19 protein-coding genes and 1 pseudogene are annotated in these 23,386 nt (G+C 70.1%); 12 read left to right on the top strand and 8 right to left on the bottom strand.

Annotation, left to right across the window (positions count from 1 at the left end):
• Window positions 1-26: 26 nt before the first annotated feature.
• The 3 genes from ACIPQB_RS04390 to ACIPQB_RS04400 are packed head-to-tail and all read right to left on the bottom strand — an operon-like array spanning window position 27 to window position 2,079.
• A complete protein-coding gene (locus ACIPQB_RS04390; RefSeq protein WP_446483997.1) occupies window positions 27-884 on the bottom strand; it encodes a DUF4198 domain-containing protein in 858 nt (285 codons plus the stop codon).
• Between the two features lie 14 nt (window positions 885-898).
• Window positions 899-1,438 (bottom strand): DUF2271 domain-containing protein, encoded by a 540-nt coding sequence (locus ACIPQB_RS04395; protein WP_446483998.1) that lies wholly within the window; start codon window positions 1,436-1,438, stop codon window positions 899-901.
• A gap of 11 nt (window positions 1,439-1,449) precedes the next feature.
• Window positions 1,450-2,079 (bottom strand): PepSY-associated TM helix domain-containing protein, encoded by a 630-nt coding sequence (locus ACIPQB_RS04400; RefSeq protein WP_446483999.1) that lies wholly within the window; start codon window positions 2,077-2,079, stop codon window positions 1,450-1,452.
• A 224-nt stretch (window positions 2,080-2,303) separates the two neighbouring features.
• Here ACIPQB_RS04400 and ACIPQB_RS04405 point away from each other — a divergent pair, with 224 nt between their 5' ends.
• From ACIPQB_RS04405 to ACIPQB_RS04420, 4 genes are all read left to right on the top strand, one after another.
• Window positions 2,304-2,684 carry a response regulator transcription factor gene (locus ACIPQB_RS04405; RefSeq protein ID WP_446484725.1) on the top strand — a complete coding sequence of 127 codons (381 nt, stop codon included), beginning with the start codon at window positions 2,304-2,306 and terminating at the stop codon, window positions 2,682-2,684.
• Window positions 2,685-2,825: 141 nt separating this feature from the next.
• Window positions 2,826-4,769: a M61 family metallopeptidase gene (locus tag ACIPQB_RS04410; protein ID WP_446484000.1), complete on the top strand. Its 1,944-nt coding sequence runs from the start codon at window positions 2,826-2,828 to the stop codon at window positions 4,767-4,769.
• Between the two features lie 155 nt (window positions 4,770-4,924).
• A complete protein-coding gene (locus ACIPQB_RS04415) occupies window positions 4,925-5,599 on the top strand; it encodes a GNAT family N-acetyltransferase (RefSeq protein WP_446484001.1) in 675 nt (224 codons plus the stop codon).
• Window positions 5,600-5,703: 104 nt separating this feature from the next.
• Window positions 5,704-6,210 (top strand): FKBP-type peptidyl-prolyl cis-trans isomerase, encoded by a 507-nt coding sequence (locus tag ACIPQB_RS04420; protein ID WP_446484002.1) that lies wholly within the window; start codon window positions 5,704-5,706, stop codon window positions 6,208-6,210.
• 77 nt (window positions 6,211-6,287) lie between these two features.
• On the opposite strand, the gene ACIPQB_RS04425 is transcribed toward ACIPQB_RS04420, so the two are convergent.
• Window positions 6,288-6,806 carry a GNAT family N-acetyltransferase gene (locus ACIPQB_RS04425; RefSeq protein WP_446484003.1) on the bottom strand — a complete coding sequence of 173 codons (519 nt, stop codon included), beginning with the start codon at window positions 6,804-6,806 and terminating at the stop codon, window positions 6,288-6,290.
• 102 nt (window positions 6,807-6,908) lie between these two features.
• Here ACIPQB_RS04425 and ACIPQB_RS04430 point away from each other — a divergent pair, with 102 nt between their 5' ends.
• Both ACIPQB_RS04430 and ACIPQB_RS04435 read left to right on the top strand, forming a co-directional pair.
• Window positions 6,909-7,286, top strand: coding sequence for a nuclear transport factor 2 family protein (locus ACIPQB_RS04430; protein WP_446484004.1), 378 nt, complete (start codon window positions 6,909-6,911; stop codon window positions 7,284-7,286).
• 127 nt (window positions 7,287-7,413) lie between these two features.
• Window positions 7,414-9,258, top strand: a complete 1,845-nt coding sequence (locus ACIPQB_RS04435; protein ID WP_446484005.1) for a DUF885 domain-containing protein — start codon at window positions 7,414-7,416, stop codon at window positions 9,256-9,258.
• 42 nt (window positions 9,259-9,300) lie between these two features.
• Here the strand turns inward: ACIPQB_RS04435 and ACIPQB_RS04440 are convergent, their stop codons facing one another.
• Complete coding sequence (locus ACIPQB_RS04440; RefSeq protein WP_446484006.1) at window positions 9,301-10,908, bottom strand: EAL domain-containing protein; 1,608 nt, start codon at window positions 10,906-10,908, stop codon at window positions 9,301-9,303.
• Between the two features lie 209 nt (window positions 10,909-11,117).
• Between ACIPQB_RS04440 and recA the strand changes: the two genes are divergently transcribed.
• Window positions 11,118-12,188 (top strand): recombinase RecA, encoded by a 1,071-nt coding sequence (gene recA, locus ACIPQB_RS04445; protein ID WP_446484007.1) that lies wholly within the window; start codon window positions 11,118-11,120, stop codon window positions 12,186-12,188.
• 780 nt (window positions 12,189-12,968) lie between these two features.
• A complete protein-coding gene (alaS, locus tag ACIPQB_RS04450) occupies window positions 12,969-15,623 on the top strand; it encodes an alanine--tRNA ligase (RefSeq protein WP_446484008.1) in 2,655 nt (884 codons plus the stop codon).
• A gap of 204 nt (window positions 15,624-15,827) precedes the next feature.
• Here the strand turns inward: alaS and ACIPQB_RS04455 are convergent, their stop codons facing one another.
• Both ACIPQB_RS04455 and ACIPQB_RS04460 read right to left on the bottom strand, forming a co-directional pair.
• A complete protein-coding gene (locus ACIPQB_RS04455; protein ID WP_446484009.1) occupies window positions 15,828-16,808 on the bottom strand; it encodes an AEC family transporter in 981 nt (326 codons plus the stop codon).
• Window positions 16,809-16,926: 118 nt separating this feature from the next.
• The gene (locus ACIPQB_RS04460) at window positions 16,927-17,502 is read right to left on the bottom strand and encodes a DUF2939 domain-containing protein (protein WP_446484010.1); all 576 of its coding nucleotides are present in this window, start codon (window positions 17,500-17,502) and stop codon (window positions 16,927-16,929) included.
• A 293-nt stretch (window positions 17,503-17,795) separates the two neighbouring features.
• Here ACIPQB_RS04460 and ACIPQB_RS04465 point away from each other — a divergent pair, with 293 nt between their 5' ends.
• Complete coding sequence (locus ACIPQB_RS04465; protein WP_446484011.1) at window positions 17,796-18,218, top strand: YciI family protein; 423 nt, start codon at window positions 17,796-17,798, stop codon at window positions 18,216-18,218.
• 72 nt (window positions 18,219-18,290) lie between these two features.
• Here the strand turns inward: ACIPQB_RS04465 and ACIPQB_RS04470 are convergent, their stop codons facing one another.
• Window positions 18,291-19,505 (bottom strand): NADP-dependent isocitrate dehydrogenase, encoded by a 1,215-nt coding sequence (locus tag ACIPQB_RS04470; protein ID WP_446484012.1) that lies wholly within the window; start codon window positions 19,503-19,505, stop codon window positions 18,291-18,293.
• A gap of 188 nt (window positions 19,506-19,693) precedes the next feature.
• On the opposite strand from ACIPQB_RS04470, the gene ACIPQB_RS04475 reads away from it, so the two are divergent.
• The 3 genes and pseudogenes from ACIPQB_RS04475 to ACIPQB_RS04485 form a co-directional block, all read left to right on the top strand.
• The gene (locus ACIPQB_RS04475; RefSeq protein WP_446484013.1) at window positions 19,694-22,201 is read left to right on the top strand and encodes an ATP-binding protein; all 2,508 of its coding nucleotides are present in this window, start codon (window positions 19,694-19,696) and stop codon (window positions 22,199-22,201) included.
• A gap of 105 nt (window positions 22,202-22,306) precedes the next feature.
• Window positions 22,307-23,125, top strand: coding sequence for a hypothetical protein (locus tag ACIPQB_RS04480; protein WP_446484014.1), 819 nt, complete (start codon window positions 22,307-22,309; stop codon window positions 23,123-23,125).
• Between the two features lie 29 nt (window positions 23,126-23,154).
• Window positions 23,155-23,246: pseudogene (locus tag ACIPQB_RS04485) on the top strand (hypothetical protein); the annotation flags it as partial.
• Window positions 23,247-23,386 lie beyond the last annotated feature (140 nt).

A 23,386-nucleotide genomic window follows, 5' to 3' on the forward strand; every position in this document is an offset into this window, starting at 1 on the left:
CCGGGAAGCGGCGACAGGATGGGACCTCAGGGCAGTTGGGCTTCGATCGTCGCGGTGTAGCTGGCGCTGTAGCCGTCGCCGGCCAGGGGCTGCGGCGGGCTGTTCGGACCCCCGGGCCCGCCGGGACCGCGGCCGGTCTCGCCGGTCTGGACGACGGCGCTCAGCCACCACATCCCGGCTTCCGGCAAGGTGACCGACAGCGCACCGTCGGCGCCCGTCCTGGCGGTGACCTCCACCGGCTTGGCGCGCCAGCGGTCGCCGCCCCGCGCGAAGACCACGTCGAGCCCGGCCGCCGGCTTGCCGTCGAGCAGGAACCTGAAGCGGGCCGGCTCCGTGGCGACGATGTCCGCGGGGTGGGTGATCGGCGCCAGCTCCAGTCCCTGGTTGGAGGGCTTCAACGCCTCCACGGTGGGCTTGTCGCGGGTGACGAAGGTCTCGTAGCGGCCGAGCATCCGGATCGTCCTGAGGTCGGCGGCCCCGGCCGGGACCTGCTTGGCGAACTCCTCGCCGGCCCCGCGGAAGCGCTTGACCTCGCCGTTCTCGGTCCAGCTGGCCAGGACCATGGTCGACACCGAGGCGATCCTGTAGGTGCCCGGCTTGGTCAGCTGGACGTCGAAGGTCGAGCGGAACTTGCCGTTGGCGCCGTTCTGGGGCGCATCGGCCTGACCGTCCCCGGCGGTTACCTGGATGGTCTCCAGGCGCAGGGGGCGAAGATCGGGGAAGAACAGGTCGTCGGAGCTGGCGGCGTCGACCGTGACCCAGGCGTTGGAGCCCGACAGCACGGTGGTCGACGGAACCACCCAGCTGCGGGCGGCCTGGGCCGTCGCCGGGACGATGACCGCCGCGGCGAGGGCGGCGGCGATCAGGCGTTTGTTGAAGGCCATCGCGATCTTCCTGCTCATTTGACGGAGACGGTGACGAGGCCCAGCTCGGTCGAGCCCTTGGCCGAGGCCGGCTTGCCGGGCTTGCCCCCCGGGCCGGTCCAGGTGAACGGCACGCGGACCGACTCGTGGCCCCCGGCTTCGCGGGCGGCCTCGACCACCAGGGCGTACTGCCCAGGCTTGAGGTCCTTCAGGGGTCCCTTGGCGCCGCTGAAGGTCAGCTTCTGGGGGCCGGGCGCGCGGGTCGCGCCGGTGAGGCCGTCGGCCGGGAAGCTCATCTCGCGGCCGGCCTTGCGCCACCACTGGCGCAGGTCCTTCAGCCACTTCTCGTGGTTGGGCTTGTACCAGACCGAAAGCGTGCCGGCGGCGCTGGAGTCGGCGGTGTTCTCGATCCAGATCGCGACGAAGGGGCTGTGATACTCGGCCACCGAGAGGCGGGGCACGTCGAAACTGACGTTGAGGTCAGAGGCCAGGGCGGGGTTGGCGACCGCGGCGCCGGCGCCGAGGGCCGAGAAGGTCAGCAGGGACATCGAAAGCTTCGTGGGGGAATGCTTCATGGCGGGGCGCCTCACAGATGGACGAACAGGATGACGAGCAGCAGCGGGACCACCAGGCCGCCGGCCACCAGCGGCCAGGTCAGCGGCCGCGAGCGGGCGTGGAACTGCAGGAGGATCAGGCCGGTGACCGCGAAGATCGTGCAGGCCCCGGCGAACAGGTCGATGAACCAGCCCCAGGCCGGTCCGGCGTTGCGGCCCTTGTGCAGGTCGTTGAGCAGCGAGATCGCGCCGCGGGTGGTCTTTTCGTGCTCGGCCGCGCCGGTCTGGCGGTCGATGCTGATCCAGGCGTCGCCGCCGGGCCGGGCCAGGGCGACATAGACCTCGTCCTGCGACCATTCGGCCTCGCGGCCGGCGATGTCGGCGCCCACCGCCTTGTCGAGCCAAGCCTCGACCTTGATCGGCAGCGGCCGCTTGCCCTCTTGCGGGCCCTTAGCCAGCAGGGCCAGCAGGTCGGCGGGCAGGGTCGCCTTGCGGTCGACGACCCTGGGCTTGGCCTCGATCTGGTCGGCGTGGTTGAGGGTGAAGCCGGTGACCGCGAACAGCAGCATGCCCACCAGACTGACGGCGGCGCTGATCCAGTGCCACTGGTGCAGCTGCTTGAGCCAGAACGAGCGGCGATGCTGGTCGGGGGCGGGTTTCACGGGATCCGGGGGCGGGAGCGGAGCAGGGCGCAGCTTGTCGCTCATACTTGAGAACGACTTGCAAATGCAAGGCCTTCCGGCGCGTTCCCGGCGCACGCCTGGGTTCGTCTCCGGAGGCGGCGAATTCTGGGTTGCGACCTGCGACGATAGCGCACGGCGACGGCGCCCGCCCGGCCGCGCTAAGCCGGTTCACGGGTTGTTAAGCATGTCGGATGGGGCGGATGGTGCGTAAGATTCTGGTCGCGGAAGATGACGCCCTGCTGGCGGCCATCCACCAGATCACCCTCAGCGAAGCGGGCTTCGAGGTGCTGGTCTGCCGCGACGGCCAGCAGGCCCTGGAGGCCATGGACGCCTTCGATCCCGACCTGCTGATCACCGACTTCCTGATGCCGCGGATGAGCGGCGGCGACCTGATCAAGGCCGTGCGCCTGCGCCGCGGCGCGCGGACGGCGGTGCTGCTGGCCTCGGCCCGCGACGAGCATCTGCTGACCGACGAGGAGCGCGGCGACGCCCGCCTCGAAAAGCCGATCTCGCCGGCCGGCCTGCTGGGGGCGGTGCGGGCGCTGGAGGCGCGCTTCGGCGCCGGGCCGATGGCGGCGGCCTGAAGCGGCGGCGCCCAGCCGACGGGCGTCGGCGGGAAAGGCGCCCCGGCGCGAAAGACGATCTCGACAACCGCGGCTTTAGCGGAGAAGTTGCCCCCTCTTTCGCGGCGGGAGCCCGCCCGCGCGTCGTCCTGGGGTCGTTTCTTGAAAACGCTGTTCTTCTCCGTCTCCGCCGCCGCCCTGTCGCTGGCGGTCCTGTCCTCGAGCGCCGCCCTGGCCCAGGACCGCGTCCCGGTCCAGGCCCCGCCGACCCCGGCCATCGCCGCCGCCCAGGACGTCCCCTATCCGGGCGTGCTGAAGCTGTCGGTCGACACCACCGACCTCGACCGCAAGATCTTCCAGGTCCGCGAGACGATCCCCGTCGCCAAGGCCGGTCCGATGACCATCCTCTATCCGGAATGGGTGCCCGGCGGCCACTCGCCGCGCAACGACCTGGACAAGCTGGCCGGCCTGGTGATCACCGCCAATGGCCAGACCCTGCCCTGGACCCGCGACCCGGTCGCCGTCCACGCCTTCCATTTCGAGGTGCCGGCCGGGGCGACCCAGGTCGAGCTCAGCTACCAGTTCCTGACCGCGGTGAAGCCCGACGTCGGCCGCATCGAGGTGACGCCCGACATGCTGAACCTGCAGTGGCTGCAGCTGGGCTTCTACCCGGCCGGCTACTACCTGCGCGGCGTGCAGATCGAGCCCAGCGTCAAGCTGCCGGAGGGCTGGGGCTTCGGCACCGCCCTGGAAAAGGCCTCGACCGCCGGCCAGGTCACCACCTTCAAGACCACCACCTTCGAGACCATGGTCGATTCGCCGATATTCGCCGGCCGCTACTACAAGCAGGTCGAGCTGGACCCGGGCGGCCCGGCGCCGGTGCGGCTGAACCTGGTCGCCGACCGGCCCGAGGACCTGGAGATCAAGCCCGAGCAGCTGCAGATCCACAAGAACCTGGTGCAGCAGGCCTACAAGCTCTACGGCTCGCATCACTACGATCACTACGATTTCCTGGTGGCGCTGTCGGACACCCTCGGCGGCATCGGCCTGGAGCATCACCGCTCCAGCGAGAACCGCGTGCCGCCCAAGTACTTCACCGACTGGGACAAGGGTTTCGCCGGCCGCGACCTGCTGGCCCACGAATACACCCACTCGTGGAACGGCAAGTTCCGCCGCGCCGCCGACCTCTACACCCCGACGCTGAACGAGCCGATGCGCGACAGCCTGATGTGGGTCTATGAGGGCCAGACCCAGTACTGGGGCTATGTGCTGTCGGCCCGCTCGGGCCTGATGACCAAGCAGCAGACCCTGGACTCGATCGCCGCCACCGCCGCCCTCTACGACACCCGGGCCGGCCGCCGCTGGCGCAACGTGCTCGACACCACCAACGACCCGATCATCGCCAACCGCAAGCCGGCCTCCTGGCTGAGCTGGCAGCGCAGCGAGGACTACTATTCGGAAGGCCAGCTGATCTGGCTCGACGCCGACACCCTGATCCGCGAGAAGACCGGCGGCAAGAAGTCGCTGGACGACTTCGCCAAGGCCTTCTTCGGGGTCGAGAACGGCTCCTATGTGCCGCTGACCTATGATTTCGACACCGTGGTCAAGACGCTGAACGGCGTGGTCGAGAACGACTGGGCGAGCTTCCTGAAGACCCGGGTCGAGGGCCTGTCCGAGCATGCGCCGCTCGATGGCCTGACCCGCGGCGGCTACAAACTGGTCTATACCGACACCCCGACCGAATACTTCAAGGGCCTGGAGACCAAGAGCAAGAGCCTGGTCTTCAACTATTCCCTGGGCTTCACAGTCGGGACCGGCGGCGCGCTGTCGGTGGTCAACTGGGACACGCCCGCCTTCAAGGCGGGCCTTACGGCGGGCGGAACCCTGGTCGCGGTCAACGGCACGGCCTATTCCGACGACCTGCTGAAGGAGGCGGTCAAGGCCACGGCCAAGGCCGGTGCAGCACCGATCGAGCTGCTGGTCAAGGACGGCGACCGCTACCGCACGGTCAAGATCGACTACACCGGCGGCGCGCGCTACCCGCGGCTGGAGCGGATCGAGGGCACGCCGGCGCGGCTGGACGACATCCTGGCGGCGCGGAAATAGGCGTTCGAGCCAGAGACGGTGAAGGGGCCGCCGGCGGAGACGTCGGCGGCCTTCTCGCTGTCGGCGAAGGCCGTTGCGTCCGGTCCTGGCGCACCCGTCATGCATGTCGGACAGGCCAGCGACCCTGCGCAACCCAGAACCCCTTGCGAGCCAGAATGACCAGCGCCCGTGTCGATCCAGCCTTGGTCTTCGCTTGGCAAGAAGCGCATTCGGTCGCGCGCGGCGCCCCGCCTCCGGTTCACGATCACGGCGGCTTCCGGGTCGATACCCGTTCGGAAAACGAGCGGATGCGCTGGGTGTTTCCACAACCCTGTGGCGGCCTGCACGCCGTCGCTTGCAGCGTCACGGAGCCGGGGTGCTATCTGAAGCTGTGCGGCGACGAGGACGCGTTGCAAGGTGCGCTCCCGCCGGGTTGGGAGATCCAGCCCGCGGCCTATCTCATGACGGCGACGGACATCGTCTTCGACCCGAAGCCCCTGGCGGACGGATATCGGCTCGAGCTTCAACAATCCGGACCTGTGACCCAGGTTCGCATCCTCGCGCGGGACGGCGAGCTGGCGGCAAGCGGGCAGGCTGCGGAAACCGCGGCCGCCTTCGTCTATGATCGCATCGAGACGGCCCTGGAGCACAGGCGAAAGGGGCTGGGCGCGGTGGTGATGGCGGCGCTCGGATCCACAAGGACCTCGCCCGCGGCGACGCCGCTGCTTGTTGCGACCGAAGAAGGGCGCAGCCTCTACGCCAGGCTCGGCTGGACGGTGCTCTCGCCCCTGGCCACCGCGACGATTCCAGCGGCCCTGGCGTCCTCCCATTTTGCGAACCGGCGGTCTTGATGCCGCCATCGGTTCCGTGGAAGACAACCCAAGCTTCACGCTTCGCCCCGCCAGGAGGCGTCCGACCGGATGTCTTTCGCTTCAAATTCGACTGTGAGTTTCCGATGAACCGTATCGCCGGCCTGGCCCTGGGCCTTTTCCTGCTGTCGACCCCGGCCCTGGCCCAGGAGGCGTCCGCCCCGCCGCAGCTGGTCGCCGCCGTCGATTCGACCAAGACCCTGGCCGAGGGCCAGGCCTTCCTGGCCCAGAACGCCAAGGCGCCGGGCGTGGTCACCACCGCCTCGGGCCTGCAGTACAAGGTGGTCAAGAGCGGTCCCAAGACCGGCAAGTCGCCCAAGGTCGGCGACATCATCAAGGTCCATTACGAGGGCAAGCTGCTCGACGGCACGGTGTTCGACAGCTCGTTCGAGCGCGGCAAGCCGGCGATCATGCCCGCCGACGGCCTGGTGCCCGGCTGGATGGAGGCCCTGCCGCTGATGCATGTCGGCGACGAGTGGACCCTCTACCTGCCCGCCTCCCTCGGCTACGGCGACCGCCCGGCCGGCCCGATCCCGCCCAACAGCGTGATGGTGTTCCGCCTGCAGCTGATCGACATGCTGGCGGCGGACTGAGCCCATCCCCGATCACCCCCGCCTTCGCGGGGGTGATCGGATTGGGGGAAGCGGGGGGTAGTCGTCTCGACCCTTCCTCACCCCCGCCGCAGCAGCAGCGTCGGGGTGTCCTTGTAGGTGGTTCGCGCCATCAGGCTGAAGCCCATCCGCTCGGCCAGTTTCAGCGACGGGACGTTGTTCGAGTCGATGATGCAGATCACCGGGCCCGCGCCCCACTGGCCCTCGCCCCAGGCCAGGCCGGCGGCCACGGCCTCCGACGCGAAGCCCTTGCCGTGGGCCCAGGCGGCCAGGACCCAGCCCATTTCGGGGACCCCGTCGATCGACGGGGTCAGGGCGCGGCGGAAGTCCCCGAACCCGACCTCGCCGACATAGCGGCCGGTGGCCGTCTCGCGCGCCGCCCAGTAGCCGTAGCCCAGCAGGGCCCACAGGCCGCGGGCCCGCAACAGCCGGGCCCAGCTCTCCTCCGGGGTCGAGGTGCGGCCGCCGATATGGCGGGTGACCAGCGGATCGCTCCACATCGCCGCGCTGTCCTCGAAATCGGACAGGGCCGGCGCCGTCAGGGTCAGGCGGGCGGTGGTCAGGACGGGCAGGGACAAGGGCGAGGCATCCATTTGCGGTCGCCCTGTTTGCGGCGGGCGGCGCGGTCAGCCTATACCGGCGATCGTCCCCTCAGCCAGCCACAGCTTGAGCCTGTCCCGATGACCACGCCGCAGGACGCCATCGCCGCCCGCCGCAAGCTGACCAACCGCCTCATCGCCGGCAAGGACGCCCGCCGCCTGGCCCCGTTCCTGGCCTCCGACGTCAAGGTGATCGCCGGCGACGGGTCGCTGATCCTCGGGGCCGCCGACGTCCTGGCCGCCTTCGCCGGCCAGTTCGCCGATCCCGACTTCGTGGCCTATGTGCGCACCACCACCGGCGTCGAGCTCGACGCCGAGGGGGCCCGGGCCGCCGAACGCGGGACCTGGGTGGGGACCTGGCGCACGGCCGGTCCGCAGAGCGGCGCCTATCTGGCGGTGTGGAGGAAGGTCACCGGCCAGTGGCTGATCGAATCCGAACTGTTCGTGACCCTCGGCTAGGCGTTCTCGCCGCATGAACGTGCTCAAGCGCGGCAAGATGACGGAGAATTAATCCCCGCCCGGTTGCCGCGCCCGGCAAGGGGTTCTACGCCTGGGCCAACCGAACTTTGGGAAGGGGGCCCAGGCCTTGCAAAATCGTCGTCAGATGCTGCTGTCCACCGTCGCCGCCGGCCTGGCCGCCTCGACCCCGGGCCTGGCTTCGGCCCAGAACGCCCCGGCCGCCGCCAGCGGCGAGGCCGCCAAGCTCAACGCCCTGTTCGACGCCATCATGGCCAAGCAGCTGCGCCAGCAGCCGGAATCGACCACCGGCCTGGGCCTCGACGTCGGCGACCTGGCCTGGACCAAGGCCCTGCTGACCGACCGCTCGCAGGCCGCCATCGCCGCCGGCGTCGCCCAGACCCGCCAGCAGCTGGCCGACCTGCGCGCCCTCGATCGCAAGGCGCTGTCGGGCATGGACGCCGTCAACTACGACACCGTCGAGTTCACCCTGGCGGTGCAGGACGAAGGCAATCAGAAATTCAGCTACGCCGGCGGCGGCTCGGGCGCGCCCTATGTGCTCAGCCAGCTGACCGGCTCCTATCAGTCCTATCCCGACTTCCTCGACACCCAGCATTCGATCGAGACCAAGGCCGACGCCGACGCCTATCTGGCCCGGCTGGAGGCCTTCGCCCGGCTGATGGACCAGGAATCGGCGATCGCCCAGCGCGACTTCGCCGACGGCGTGGTCCCGCCCGACTTCATCCTCGACAAGGCCCTGATCCAGATGAAGGCCTTCGCCGGCACGCCCACGGCCCAGGCCCCGCTGGTGCTGTCGGTCGCCCGCCGGACCAAGGACAAGAACATCCCCGGCGACTGGGCGGGCGAGGCGGCCAAGCTCTATGAGGGCTCGGTGCTGCCGGCCCTCAAGCGCCAGATCGCCCTGCTGGAAAGCGTCCGGCCCAAGGCCACGCACGACGCCGGCGTCTGGCGGCTGAAGGACGGCGCCGACTACTATGCGGTGTCGCTGAAGAACTACACGACCGCGACCATCACCCCCGACGAGATCCACCAGCTGGGCCTGGACCTGGTCAAGTCGATCTCGGCCGAGGCCGACAAGATCTTCAAGTCGCAGGGCATGACCAAGGGCTCGGTCGGCGAGCGGATGCGGGCCCTGGGCACCGATCCCAAGCAGATCTACGCCAATACCGATGCGGCCAAGGAACAGCTGATCGCCGACCTCAACGCCAAGGTCAAATGGATCGAAAAGCAGCTGCCGGCCTATTTCGGCCAGCTGCCCAAGGCGCCGCTGGAAATCCGCCGCGTGCCCAAGGCCATCGAGGCCGGGGCCCCGGGCGGCTACTACAATTCGCCCTCGCTGGACGGCAAGCGGCCGGGCATCTACTGGATCAACCTGCGCGACACGGCCGAGCAGCCGCGCTTCACCCTGACCACCCTGACGGTGCACGAGGGCGTGCCGGGCCACCACCTGCAGCTGTCGCTGTCGAACGAGGCCCAGGGCCTGCCGCTGATCCGCAAGACGATCGGCAATTCCGGCTACACCGAAGGCTGGGCGCTCTATACCGAGCAGCTGGCGGTGGAGATGGGCGTCTACAAGGACGACCCCTTCGGCCATATCGGCATGCTGCACGACGCCCTGTTCCGCGCCGTGCGGCTGGTGGTCGACAGCGGCATGCACCACAAGCAGTGGACCCGCGAGCAGGCGATCAAGTACATGGCCGAGACCATGGGCGACGAGGAAAGCGGCGTCACCACCGAGATCGAGCGCTACTGCGTGTGGCCGGGCCAGGCCTGCAGCTACATGGTCGGCAAGATCACCTGGCTGCGGGCCCGCGACCGGGCCAGGAAGGCGCTGGGAAGCAAGTTCGACATCCGCAAGTTCCACGACGCGGGCCTGCTGTCGGGCATGACCCCGCTGACGGTGCTCGACCGGGTGATCGACACCTACATCGCCGACACCAAGGCGGGGAAGTAGACGTCTGCTCCCTTCTCCCCTTGCGGGAGAAGGGAAGTCGTCCTACGCCCAGCCCTCCGACACCCCCACCCGCCGGGCGGCGGGGGTCACGGCGGCGGCGATCTTCAGGGCCGGTTGCGGCTGTTCGCTGGGCTTGCCGAACAGCCAGCCCTGGGCGAAGTCGACCCCGGCCCGGCGGACCACGTCCTCGACCTCGACCGTCTCGACCATCTCGGCGACGGTGCGGATGTTGAGGTCGCGGCACAGCTCGACCAGCCGGCGGACCATGGCCCCGTCGCGGCCGTTGCCGGCCAGTTCGCGCACATAGCGGCCGTCGATCTTGACGATGTCGAGGTTCAGTTCCTGCAGATAGGCGAACGAGGCCGCCCCGGCCCCGAAGTCGTCCAGGCAGACCAGCGAGCCCAGGCCGCGCAGGGCCTGGATGTGCTGGTTCGCGCGGGGCAGGTCGTCGATGGCGCTGCTCTCGGTGATCTCGAAGATCAGCCGGCCCTTGGCGGTGTCGTGCCGGGCCAGCAGCCGGTCGATATGGTCGACGAAGGTTTCGTTGACGATGGTCCGGCCCGAGATGTTGATCGCCAGCTTCAGCGCTCCGCCGCGGTCGCTGACCAGCCGCTTGACCGCCTGTTCGGCGATGGCGTGGTCGAGCTCCTCGATCAGGTCGAACTCCTCGGCCATGCGGATCAGGGCGAAGGGGCTGGCCCCGTCCTCGAAGCGGACCAGGGCCTCGTAGTGGTGGGCCAGGCCGTTGGCCAGGTTGACCACCGGCTGGTAGGCCAGGGTGAAGCGCCGCTGGCTGACCGCCACGCCCAGGGCGCCGGCCCGGGCCAGGGTGCGCTTGACCGACCGGTTCATGGCTTCGGACAGGGTGTTGGGCGCGCCGTCCTTCAGCCCCTCGCGCAGGAAGTCGTCGAGGGCGTAGCGCAGGGCCTTCAGGCCGCGGGCCGGGGTGAAGCCGCCGTCCATCGGCACGACGTGGGCGCTGGCCTCCATGGTCGTGGCGCGGGTCAGGCGGCGGGCCATGTCGTCGGGGCCGTTGGCCCGGGGCCGGACCAGGGCGTAGCGTTCGGCCGACAGCCGGGTGGCCACGTCGCCGCCATGCGACTCGGCCCGCACGGCCCCGGCCAGCCGGGCGTCCAGGGCCTGGGCCTCGTTGGGCGACAGCTGCTCGCGCAGCAGGTCCAGGCCGGCGAAGTCGACCATCGCCAGCTCCAGCTCCAGCCCGGTCGTGCGGGCGACCTCCAGCAGGCCGCGGGCGATGTCCTCGAAGCTTTCCCGCGAGCGCAGGCCGACCGCGTCGAGGGTTCCGGCCGGGGCGGCGGCCGAGGTGGCCGAGACCGAGACCCGGCCGCGGTTCTCGGGCAGGGCCCGCAGGGTCAGGCTGACGTGGCGGGCCGGCGGCCCGGCCATGTGGGCGGTCAGGGGGCCGCGCCGGGAGCCGTCGTCCAGCGTCCTGAGCGCCGCGTCCATCATCGGCCGGTCGGCCTCGGTGAACAGCTCGCGCCAGGCGCGCCCGATCAGGGCGTGGTCGTCCTGGCCCATGATCCGCTGGGCCGCGCCCAGGACCAGGGTCACGCGGCCGTCCTCGACCTCGAGCAACAGGTCGGCGCTGGCGAAGGCCAGGCCCAGAAGGCGGCGTGGATCGATCGACAAGATGGAGTCCCCCTCGAAGAAACCACCATGTCAGGCCGATCTTAAGGACCGGTTGCGCTTGGAACGCGGTTTTGCCGGGAAGGCGAAAAAGAACATCTTGCGAACGTGGAACAAACCATGTACGCCTTGATCATTCCACAGGCGGATGGACGCGCCGGCCGCGAACCTCCGATCCGATGGTCGGAATCATGAAATAAGGGCGCATCTTCATGAACAACCAGGCGGCTTTGAGACTCGTGGGCAAAGAAGAAGGCGACAAGCAGCGGGCCCTCGAGGCGGCGCTGGCGCAGATCGACCGGGCGTTCGGCAAGGGCTCGGTGATGAAGCTGGGCGACAAGGGCAAGGTCGAGATGGAGTCGGTCTCCACCGGCTCGCTGGGCCTGGACATCGCCCTGGGCATCGGCGGCCTGCCCAAGGGCCGGGTCATCGAGATCTACGGCCCGGAAAGCTCGGGCAAGACGACGCTGGCCCTGCACGTGGTGGCCGAGGTCCAGAAGGCCGGCGGCACCGCCGCCTTCGTCGACGCCGAGCACGCCCTGGATCCCGGCTATGCGTTCAAGCTCGGGGTCAATCTCGACAATCTGCTGGTCTCGCAGCCCGACAACGGCGAGCAGGCCCTGGAGATCACCGACACCCTGGTGCGCTCGGGCGCCGTCGACATCGTGGTCGTCGACTCGGTCGCGGCCCTGACCCCCAAGGCCGAGATCGAGGGCGAGATGGGCGACAGCCTGCCCGGCCTGCAGGCCCGGCTGATGAGCCAGGCCCTGCGCAAGCTGACCGGCTCGATCAACAAGACCAACACCATCGTCATCTTCATCAACCAGATCCGCCACAAGATCGGGGTGATGTACGGCAGCCCGGAAACCACCACCGGCGGCAACGCCCTGAAGTTCTACGCCTCGGTGCGCCTGGACATCCGCCGCACCGGCTCGGTCAAGAACCGCGACGAGATCGTCGGCAACAACGTCCGGGTCAAGGTGGTCAAGAACAAGGTGGCCCCGCCGTTCCGCGAGGTCGAGTTCGACATCATGTACGGCGAGGGCATCTCCAAGCTGGGCGAGATCATCGACCTGGGCGTCAAGGCCGGGGTGATCGACAAGGCCGGCTCGTGGTTCTCCTTCAACAGCCAGCGCATCGGCCAGGGCCGCGACAATGTCCGCGAGTTCCTGAAGACCAACAAGGACATGGCCAACGAGATCGAGCTGGCCGTGCGCAAGTCTTCCCAGAAGATCGAGGAAGAGCTGCTGGTCGGCGGTCCCGAAGAGGGCGACGAGGAATAGGCCTGACCCGCCTGACACAGGTTTCGCGGCCGCCGCCCACAGCGGGCGACCCCGCCTCATAGCCCGCCGTGCACCCCGCCACGGCCGGCCGCGATCCCCGGACGCCTGGACCCCATGCCAGGCGTCCGACTTCGTTTGGGGGGGCTTGGATTTCAGGTCCCGGTGCATCCCACCCCCGTCTCCCCGGGGAAGGCCGGGGCCCAGATCATAGGGCTGTGCGTTTCGGACAAGCGGCCAGTACGACGACTGAATCCGGATCCCCGGCCTTCGCCGGAGATGCGGGTGACTACTGACCCGGAAGAGCCCTCCCTCCCCTTTCTTTCCCTCCCCCTTGCGGGGAGGGTGGCCCCGAAGGGGTCGGGTGGGGCCCAGTGCAGGGCGTTCGGCCGGCCGGCTCAGCAGGCCCCACCCGACCCTGGCGCTGCCAGGGCCACCCTCCCCACGAGGGGGAGGGAAGGTAAGAAAGGGGGAGAGAGAAGGGGCTGGGGGGATTGGCGCCCGTCGATCCGCGGGCGACGCGGCGAAGATCGAGCCTTCGCGGGAAGGATCGCAGAGCGTGGGCGGCGCACCGCGCGGCGGTTCCGCCGGCGGGGCCGCAGGGCGTCGACCGCAACCGCGAGGCAGCCTCGCCGATCATCGCCTCGACCAGGACTCCACCGCCGCCCGCCGCCCCCAAAGCGCAACGAACACCGACTCGGTTTCCTCTCCGCTTGAAACCGCGCTATGCAGCGCCGACCTCCGGTTTCCCCGGACCCGACGCCGCAACCACCCGAGACGCCGATGACCAGCCGACCTAGCCTGAACGAGATCCGCGCCACCTTCCTGAACTATTTCGGGGCGGCCGATCACGCCATCACGCCGTCGGCGCCGCTGGTGCCGCAGAACGACCCGACCCTGCTGTTCGTCAACGCCGGCATGGTGCCGTTCAAGAACGTGTTCACGGGCGCCGAGACCCCGCCGCATCCGCGCGCCACCTCGTCGCAGAAGTGCGTCCGGGCCGGCGGCAAGCACAACGACCTGGACAATGTCGGCTATACCGCCCGCCACCACACCTTCTTCGAGATGCTGGGCAACTTCTCGTTCGGCGACTATTTCAAGGAACAGGCGATCTTTCACGCCTGGACTCTGCTGACCCGCGACTTCGCCCTGCCCAAGGACAAGCTGCTGGTCACCGTCTATCACACCGACGACGAGGCCGCCGACCTGTGGAAGAAGATCGCGGGGCTGGACGACAGCCGCATCATCCGCATCCCGACCAGCGACAATTTCTGGTCGATGGGCGACACCGGCCCCTGCGGCCCGTGCTCGGAGATCTTCTTCGACCACGGCCCCCATATCGCCGGCGGCCCTCCCGGCAGCCCCGATGAAGACGGCGACCGGTTCATCGAGATCTGGAACCTGGTGTTCATGCAGTTCGAGCAGCTGGCCGGCGGCGAGCGGGTGTCGCTGCCCAAGCCGTCGATCGACACCGGCATGGGGCTGGAGCGGGTCGCCGCCGTGCTGCAGGGCGTGCACGACAACTACGACATCGACCTGTTCAAGGCCCTGATCGCCGCCAGCGTCGAGCTGACCGGGGTCAAGGCCGAGGGCGACCAGGCCCCGTCGCACCGGGTGATCGCCGACCACCTGCGCTCGTCCTCGTTCCTGCTGGCCGACGGCGTCACCCCCTCCAACGAAGGCCGCGGCTATGTGCTGCGCCGGATCATGCGCCGGGCCATGCGCCACGCCTATCTGCTGGGCGCGAGCGAGCCGCTGATGCACCGCCTGGCCCCGACCCTGGTGGCCGAGATGGGCCAGGCCTATCCCGAGCTGCGCCGGGCCGAGGCCTCGATCGTCGAGACCCTGCGCCAGGAGGAGGAGCGCTTCCGCGTCACCCTCGGCCGCGGCATGGGCCTGCTCGACGAGGCCACGGCCAATCTGTCGGCCGGCGGCGTGCTGGACGGCGAGACCGCCTTCAAGCTCTACGACACCTACGGCTTCCCGCTCGACCTGACCCAGGACGCCGTGCGCGCCAAGGGCATCAAGGTCGACACCGACGGCTTCGATGTGGCCATGGACCGCCAGCGGACCATGGCCCGCGCCAACTGGGCCGGTTCGGGCCAGCAGGGCGCGGCCGCGGCCTGGTTCGCGATCAAGGAGCGGGCCGGGGCCACCGACTTCGTCGGCTACGACACCACCGAGACCACCGGAACCGTCAAGGCCATCGTGCTGGACGGCGCCGAGGTCGCGTCGGCCGAGGCCGGGGCGACCGTCGAGGTCCTGCTCGACCGCACCAGCTTCTATGCCGAGAGCGGCGGCCAGGCCGGCGACACCGGGGTGATCGAGGCCCATGGCGTCGAGAGCCGGGTGCTCGACACCCAGAAACAGGCCGGCGACCTGCACGTCCATCGCGTCGAGCTGGCCGCGCCGCTGAAGGTCGGCGACCAGGTCGTGGCCTGCGTCGACGCCGCCAAGCGCACCACCACCCGCGCCAACCACTCGGCCGCCCACCTGGTCCATGCCGCCCTGCACCATGTGCTGGGCCCGCACGTGGCGCAGAAGGGCCAGCTGGTCGACGGCGAGCGCATGCGCTTCGACTTCAGCCACGGCGCGCCGCTGACCGCCGACGAGATCGAGCGCATCGAGGCCGAGGTCAATGCGGTGATCCGCCAGAACGTCCCGGCCGAGACCCAGGAGATGGCACCGCAAGAGGCCATCGAGGCCGGGGCCGTGGCGCTGTTCGGCGAAAAGTACGGCGACAGCGTCCGGGTCCTGACCCTGGGCCGCTCGCTGACCGACGAGGGCAAGGCCTATTCGGTCGAGCTGTGTGGCGGCACCCACGTGGCCCGCACCGGCGACATCGCCCTGTTCAAGATCGTCTCCGAACAGGGGGTGGCGGCCGGCATCCGCCGCATCGAGGCCCTGACCGGCGAGGCGGCCCGCCGCTTCCTGCTCGACCAGGCCGGCGTCGCCAAGGCCCTGGCCGAACAGTTCAAGACCCCGGTCGGCGAGGTCGGCGCCCGGGTCGAGGCCCTGATCGCCGACCGCAAGCGCCTGGAGAAGGAGCTGGCCGAGGCCAAGAAGCAGCTGGCCCTGGGCGGCGGCTCCGGCGCGGCCTCGGGTCCCGAGGACATCGCCGGCACCGCCCTGATCGCCCGCATCCTGGACGGCGTCGGCGGCAAGGAGCTGCGCGGCGTGGCCGAGGAGTTCAAGAAGCAGCTGGCCAGCGGCGTCGTCGCCCTGGTCGGCACCACCGACGGCAAGGCCGCCGTCACCGTGGCGGTGACCGCCGACCTGGTCGGCAAGTTCAGCGCCGCCGACCTGGCCAAGGCCGCGGTCCTGGCCATGGGCGGCCAGGGGGCTGGCGGCAAGGCCGACTTCGCCCAGGGCGGCGCCCCCGACGCCACCAAGGCCCAGGACGGGCTGGAAGCGATCAAGGCGGCGCTGGCGGGGTGACGGCCGCCGCCGCTAGAGCATTCGTCGAATGAGCAGGCGCGAACACAAAAATCTCCGCTCATCCCGGCGAATGCCGGGACCCAGGTGGAATGGCTGTGGGGCTGACGCCAACGGCGCCGAGCCTATCCAATCATCCTCAACGCCATAGGATCTGGGTCCCGGCATTCGCCGGGATGAGCGGAAGTGTGGGTCGGTGGCGGACGCCTAATCCGCCATCCCGGCCAAGGCCATGGCGATCGCCGACAGGGTCAGGCAGGACAGCGCCGTGGTCAGGGCCACGGTGCGGGCGCCGCCGCGCTCGAACACGCTGTAGGCCTTGGTCTGGATGAAGACATTGACCGCCGTCGGGGTGGCGGCCAGCAGGGTGGCGCCCAGGCGGAAGGCCGGCGGGGCGCCGACCAGGCCGGCGGCGATCCAGACCCCGGCCGGCATCAGCACCAGCTTGGCGAAGGCGGCGGCCAGGATCGGCGGCCAGGGCGGTATCGGGGCCGGCGGCTCGGCCGGCGGGTCGCAGGGCACGCCCGCGGCGGGCACGCCGGTCTGGCCCAGGGCGACGCCGAGGGCGACCAGGGCCACTGGGCTGCCCGAGGCGGCCGCGGCCGCCACGGCGCGGTCGAGCACCCCGGGCAGGGCCAGGCCGGCCAAGGCCAGGGCGGTGCCGGTGATCGCCGCCAGCACGATCGGGTTGCGCAGGGCCTGCATCAGCGACCGCCAGGTCGAGCGGCCGCCGGCCCAGCCCAGCAGGCCGACGCCGATGGCGGCGACGACCACGAAGTCCACCGCCACCACGCCGGCCGACAGCCGCGCGGCCTCGGGCCCGAGCACGGCGGCGGCGATCGGCAGGCCGAGAAAGGCGCTGTTGCCGAGGCTGGCCGACAGGGCCGCGCCGGCCCGCTCCTCGCGGGTCCAGCGGGCGGCGACGCCGATGCCGACCATCAGCGCCACCACCACCAGGGCGCAGGCCCCGTAGGCGGCCAGGCCCAGCGACAGGGCGCGGTCGGGCGTTCCGACCCGCGACAGGGCGTGCAGCAGCAGGGCCGGAAAGCCGATCCAGTAGACATAGGCCGACAGGCCGGTCGACATCCGCGCGTCGAACAGGCGCAGGCGGGCCAGGCTCACGCCGATCCCCACCAGCAGGAAGAACGGCAGCACGCGTTGCGGCACATCGAGCAGAAGCGGGATCACGGCGCTACCACGAAGCTACGGGACGATGACACAGAGCGGCGATCTCCGCCCACCGGGGCGCGCCGTCGATACCATTGCGGCGGGCGGCCGGTCCAGGGCCAGGCTTGACCATGGGGTTTCACCGCTCGTCCGGCGGCAGGCGCACATGGGCCAGCTTCCAGGTGAACAGGGCGTCGCGGCGGAAGGTGAACAGCGTCACCTTGGCCGGGTGGCCGGGCCGCCGCACGGCGATGCGCACCCGGTTGGGGTCCCAATAGGCGATGGTCGGATAGGGGCCGGTCACCGCCTGCCGGACCCGCTCGGCCGTCGTGGGCGGCTCGGCGGGGACGGGCGGGACCGCGCCGGGCCGGTAGCCGGCGGTCAGGGCCGCCAGCCCGGGCACGGTCAGGTAGCGGTCGACCCGCGGCTCGGGCGGGGCGATCGGCGCCACGGCCCGCCGGAACACCCCCAGCGGATCGCGCCAGATCGACGGCGGCTCGGCGGCGGCCCCGGCCGGCGGCGGGGGCTTCAGTTGGCCGGTCAGGCTGGCCCTCACGGCCGGGAAATCCACCAGTTCGCCGATCGCCTGCACGTCCTCGTCCTGGGCGGCGGCCTTGAGGGCGCGGAAGGCGAACCAGGGGGCGGCGGCGAAGGCGGCGGCGAAGATCACGATGGCCAGCACCACCAGGTCCCACAACCGCTTCTGAACGCTCATCGTCGTCCCCGGATTGGCCATCCCCGCCTAGAGCCGGTCGTGCGATTCCTATCGCGCGACCGGCTCTAGGTTTGTGTTTTCGCATCGCTGTTGCGGAAAACCGGTGTCCACTTTTCCGCGCGATGCTCTAGACAGCCTATTCGCGAGCCCTCGGCAAGACCGTTCGCGCCTCGGGACCGGGGGCGAGGCGCTCGACGGTTGTAATCCTCGCGCCAATGTCGGGTTCCGCCTGCGCCGTGCGTCCTTGGCTCAACGAGGCCGCTCCGCGCCTCGGCGATCAGAGGAGAAGACCGATGCGCGTGATGGTTCTGGTGAAGGCGACGACGGACAGCGAACAAGGGGTGATGCCGACGAGCGAGCTGCTGGAGGCGATGGGCAGGTTCAACCAGGCCCTGATCGAGGCCGGCGTCATGTTGGCGGGCGAGGGCCTGCACCCCTCGGCCAAGGGCAAGCGGGTGGCCTTCGACGGGCCGAACCGCACGGTGATCGACGGCCCGTTCGCCGCGACGCGGGAGCTGGTCGCCGGCTTCTGGCTCTGGCAGGTCAAGGACATGGCCGAGGCCGTGGCCTGGGCCAAGCGCTGCCCCAACCCGATGCCGGGCCCGAGCGAGCTGGAGATCCGCCCGGTGTTCGAGGCCGCCGACTTCGGCGAGCTGCTGACGCCGGAGATCGCCGCGCTGGACGCGCAGAACCGCGACAGGACGGCCGCCCACTGAACGGTCCCTGCAACGCAAAACGCCTCTCCCTGGCGGGAGAGGCGCTCGCGGATCGTCGAAAGGAGAGGGGGCTTAGGCCGCCATCGCCTTCTTGAGGTTCTCGTCGATCTTGTCGAGGAAGCCCTCGGTGGTCAGCCAGGACTGCTTGTCGCCGACCAACAGGGCCAGGTCCTTGGTCATGAAGCCGCTCTCGACGGTGTCGACGCAGACCTTCTCCAGGGTGTGGGCGAAGTCGGCCAGGGCCTGGTTGTCGTCGAGCTTGGCGCGGTGCGCCAGGCCGCGGGTCCAGGCGAAGATCGAGGCGATCGAGTTGGTCGAGGTCGACTCGCCCTTCTGGTGCTGGCGGTAGTGGCGGGTGACGGTGCCGTGGGCGGCCTCGGCCTCGACGGTCTTGCCGTCCGGGGTCATCAGCACCGAGGTCATCAGGCCCAGCGAGCCGAAGCCCTGGGCGACGATGTCCGACTGCACGTCGCCGTCATAGTTCTTGCAGGCCCAGACATAGCCGCCCGACCACTTCAGGGCCGAGGCCACCATGTCGTCGATCAGGCGGTGCTCGTAGTGGATGCCGGCGGCCTTGAACTTGTCGGCGTATTCGGCGTCGTAGATCTCCTGGAAGATATCCTTGAAGCGGCCGTCATAGGCTTTCAGGATCGTGTTCTTGGTGGAGAGATAGACCGGATAGCCGCGGCCCAGGCCGTAGGCGAAGCTGGCATGGGCGAAGTCGCGGATCGACTCGTCGAGATTGTACATGCCCATGGCCACGCCGGCCGACGGGCTCTTGAACACCTCGTGCTCGATGGTCTGGCCGTCGTCGCCGACGAACTTGATCGACAGCGTGCCCTTGCCCGGGAACAGGAAGTCGGTGGCCTTGTACTGGTCGCCGAAGGCGTGGCGGCCGACGATGATCGGCTGGGTCCAGCCCGGCACCAGGCGCGGCACGTTCTGGCAGATGATCGGTTCACGGAAGATCACGCCGCCCAGGATGTTGCGGATCGTGCCGTTCGGCGACTTCCACATCTTCTTGAGCTTGAACTCCTCGACCCGTTGCTCGTCGGGGGTGATGGTCGCGCACTTGACGGCGACGCCATGCTTCTTGGTCGCCTCGGCCGCGTCGATCGTCACCTGGTCGTTGGTGGCGTCGCGGTTCTCGACGCTGAGGTCGAAATAGTCGAGCTCCAGGTCAAGGTACGGGAAGATCAGCTTATCCTTGATGAGCTTCCAGATGATGCGGGTCATTTCATCGCCGTCCATGTCGACGACGGGGTTGGCGACTTTGATCTTGGCCATTGCGGGGGCTTTCCTCTGGCGGTGGCGCGCCTGTGACTCTTTGGCGCACAGGGCCAAGGAGCGGCGCGGACGGCGTGGCTATAGACTGTTGCGGCCCGCTGGGAAAGGCGAGGCGCGCCGGCGCCGATTTCCGAGGGGTGCGACGATCCGCGTGCTAGCGTATCGGGGGTTGTGGAGTAGGGACGGGCGTGGAGAGTCGACGAGCCATAACCGAGGTGACCTCGCCCCTGGCCCGCCGGCTGCTGGCCATCGTCGCCCTCCTGTCGATCGCCGTGACCGGCGTGGCCACCACCGTCACCTTCGTCTTCGTCCAGCGCAGCGCCGCCGACGCCCAGATCAGCCATCTGACCGAATACGCCGCCGAGCGGGTCAAGACCGAGGACCGGTTGTTCTCGGACCTCGTCAAGGTGCACGAGGCGGCGTCCGATTCCCTGGCCCGGCGGATGGCGGCCCTGGACCCGGCCAAGGTCGACCAGGGCTTCGACGCCCTGTTTCCGCGCCGCGGCGACGGCACCCGGCGCACCAGCGACGAGCTCTATGACGGCGGCGTGGTCGACGGGACCTACACCTACGGCATCGGCGGCTATCTGAAGCACGAGGCCGAACTGACCCCGGCCCAGAAGATGATGTTCGTGGCCGCCGCCCACGTGGTGGCCCACACCGGCGAGGCCGAGCTGAACCGCTATGACAACTTCTATTTCTTCACGCCCGACACCCGGCTGGTGATGTTCGGGCCGCGGCGGCCAGACCGGCTGACCTACTACCGCCACAACGCCCCTCCGACCCTGGACATCAGTCACGAGGAGATGGCCCAGCTGACCCTGCCGGCCACCAATCCCAAGCGGGTGATGAAGTGCACCAAGCTGCGCAAGCTGATCTCCGACCCCAGCGGCCGGGGACTGAACGCGGCCTGCGTGACGCCGTTCGACTTCCGCGGCCGGCAGCTGGGGGCCTGGGGCACCAGCCTGTCGCTGGACTCCTACCTGCTGCGCGCCATCGAGGACGCCCTGCCGGGCGGCCGCAACATGATCGCCACCTCGGACGGCGAGCTGATCGCCGCCCCCGGCCTGGCCCGCGACGGGGTGGTCGACGCCGGGGCCCTGGCCCGGGCCCAGGCCCGCGAGGGGGTGTCCGAGCTGGTCGCCCGGATCCGGGCCCGCGGCGACGACGCCGGGGCGATCCGCCACCGCGACCGGGTGATCGCCTATGGCCGGCTCAGCGAGCCCAACTGGTACTTCCTGATGAGCTTCCCGTCCGGCGACCTGGTGTGGGCGGCGGTCAAGACCGCCTCCTGGGTGCTGCTGTTCGGGGTGCTGGGCGTGGTCGTGCAGGTGGCGCTGCTCTATCGGGTGATGCGCCTGACGGTTGAGCGGCCGCTGGGGGTGCTGGCCGACGCTCATCGCACCGGCGATCTCGCCGAGGCCGGACCGATCGAGGCCCGCACCGACGAGATCGGGGCCCTGGCCCGCACCCTGCGCCGCCAGCGCGACGGCAATGTCGAGCTGCTGCGCTCGCTGGAGGAGCGCGTCGCCGAGCGCACCGTCGAGCTGGAGCGCGCCAACCAGGCCAAGTCGCTGTTCCTGGCCAATATGAGCCACGAGCTGCGCACGCCGCTGAACGGGGTGATCGCCATCGGCGACCGCCTGGCCGAGGAGGCCGATCCCGAGCGCCGCCGCGAGCTGGCCGCCCTGGTCACCTCGTCGGGCCGGCTGCTGGAGCAGGTGCTGGGCGACATCCTCGACGTCTCCAAGATCGAGGCCGGCCAGTTCCAACTGACCCCCGCGCCGTTCGACCTGGCGCGGCTGGTCGCCGGGGTCGCCGAGCTGCATCGGGCCGCGGCCGAGGCCAAGGGCCTGGAGTTCCACTGGCGGCTGGAGCCCGGCCTGGAGGGGACCTATCTGGGCGACGCCGGGCGGATCAGCCAGATCCTCAACAACCTGCTGGCCAACGCCGTCAAGTTCACCAGCCTGGGCGGCGTCAGCCTGACCGTCGACAGCGGCGAGCGCGGGCTGGGCTTCACGGTCAGGGACACCGGCGTCGGCTTCGACGAGGAGGTGCGCCAGCGGCTGTTCAAGCGCTTCGTCCAGGCCGACCAGTCGATCACCCGGCAGTTCGGCGGCACGGGCCTTGGCCTGTCGATCTGCGCGGCCCTGGCCGAGATGATGGGCGGCGGCATCGACGCCCGGGCCATGGTCGGGGTGGGGGCGACCTTCCGGGTCGACCTGCCGCTGCCGCGGGTCCAGGCGGTCGAGACCGAGGCCGAGGACGACGGCGAGGCGGTGTCGCTGGAGGGCCTGCGGGTGCTGGTCGCCGAGGACCACCCGACCAACCAGAAGGTGGTGCGGATCGTGCTCGAGCCCTTCGACGTGGTCCTGACCATGGTCGACGACGGCCAGGCGGCCCTGGCGGCCTTCGCGCCCGGGGCCTTCGACGTGGTGCTGATGGACATGCAGATGCCGGTGATGGACGGCCTGACCGCCACCCGGCTGATCCGCGAGCGCGAGGCGGCCGCCGGCGCCGCGCCGGTGCTGCTGATCATGCTGACCGCCAACGCCATGGAGGAGCACGTCGCCGCCGCCAAGGCGGTCGGGGCCGATCTGCACCTGTCCAAGCCGATGCGCCCGGCCCAGCTGATCGAAGCCCTGGCCCGGGTGCGGACCCGGCGCGGCCAGCCGGCGGTTCCGGCGGCGGAGTAGGGCGGACGGGCGCCGGCCCGCCACATTTCTCAAGACCACCGCCACGTTCCTGACGCGGGCGGATGGTCTTCAGGACGCTGTGTATGGGTAAGCTTGTGGAGTGCGATGAACCGGCGACCGCAGCAAAGCGCACCGCATAGCGGCGCGCCGGCCCCCCGCCGGCGACGTTCGCCGGGCCGTCTGCTGGCCGGGCCGCTGAGCGTGATCGGCCACGCCCTGGTCCTGCTGGCCCTGCTGTCGGCTCATGTCGAGCCGCCAAAGGTTCCCGAATCCGTGCCGATGACCGTGGCCCTGGTCGCGCCGCCGCCGCCCCCGCTACCCCCGGCCCCGCCGGCCAAGGTCGAGGCCCCCGCCGCGCCTGCGCCGCCGGCTCCCGCCAAGGCGTCCGTGGCCAAGGCCGCCCCGGTCAAGAACCGCCCGCGCCCGAAGCTGCGGCCGCCGCGCACCCCGCCGCCGCCCGATGTCGAGACCCTGGCGGCCAGCGACACGCCCGCGCCGCCCCTGGCCGACGGGCTGGGCGAGGCCGAACTGGTCGGGGCGACCACTGCAGGGGGCGGCGGCGGTTATGGCTCCGGAGCCGGCGGCGGCGGGGCCTGCGACATGGTCCGCCTGCTGCAGGACGCCCTGCGCAAGAACCCGCGGGTCCGCGCCGCCGTCGTCCAGGCCCATCCGGGCGCGGTGGCCTCGGGCAAGGCGGTGATGCTGTGGAACGGCGACTGGGTGAAGAGCCCGGGCCAGGAGGGCAAGGGCCTGGCCGGCCTGCGCGAGGCGATCATCCTGGAGGTGGCCTTCGCGCCCAAGGCGTGCCGCACCGATCCGGTGCGCGGCCTGGTGCTGATCTCGCTGAACGACTCGCCCGGCGGCGTCCGCCTGGCCCTGGGCTCGGACCGATGGCGGTGGTCGGACCTGCTGTTCGCCCGCTAGGCTCTGTGGACAGTTGACGATCTTGGGCCGAATTCCTCGTCCTTCGACAGGCTCAGGATGAGGAATTCTACTGAACCGCGCTGCCAATAGCCCTCATCCTGAGCCTGTCGAAGGACGAGGGCTCACCCACCGCCGCCAAACGCCTAACTGTCCACAGCTCCTAGGGCCTTCGTCGGCTGAGCAGGCGCGAAGTCAAATCTCCGCTCATCTCGGCGAATGCCGGGACCCAGATCCTATGGCGTCGAGGATGATTGGACGGAC

The sequence above is a fragment of the Caulobacter sp. LARHSG274 genome (genome assembly GCF_052871235.1).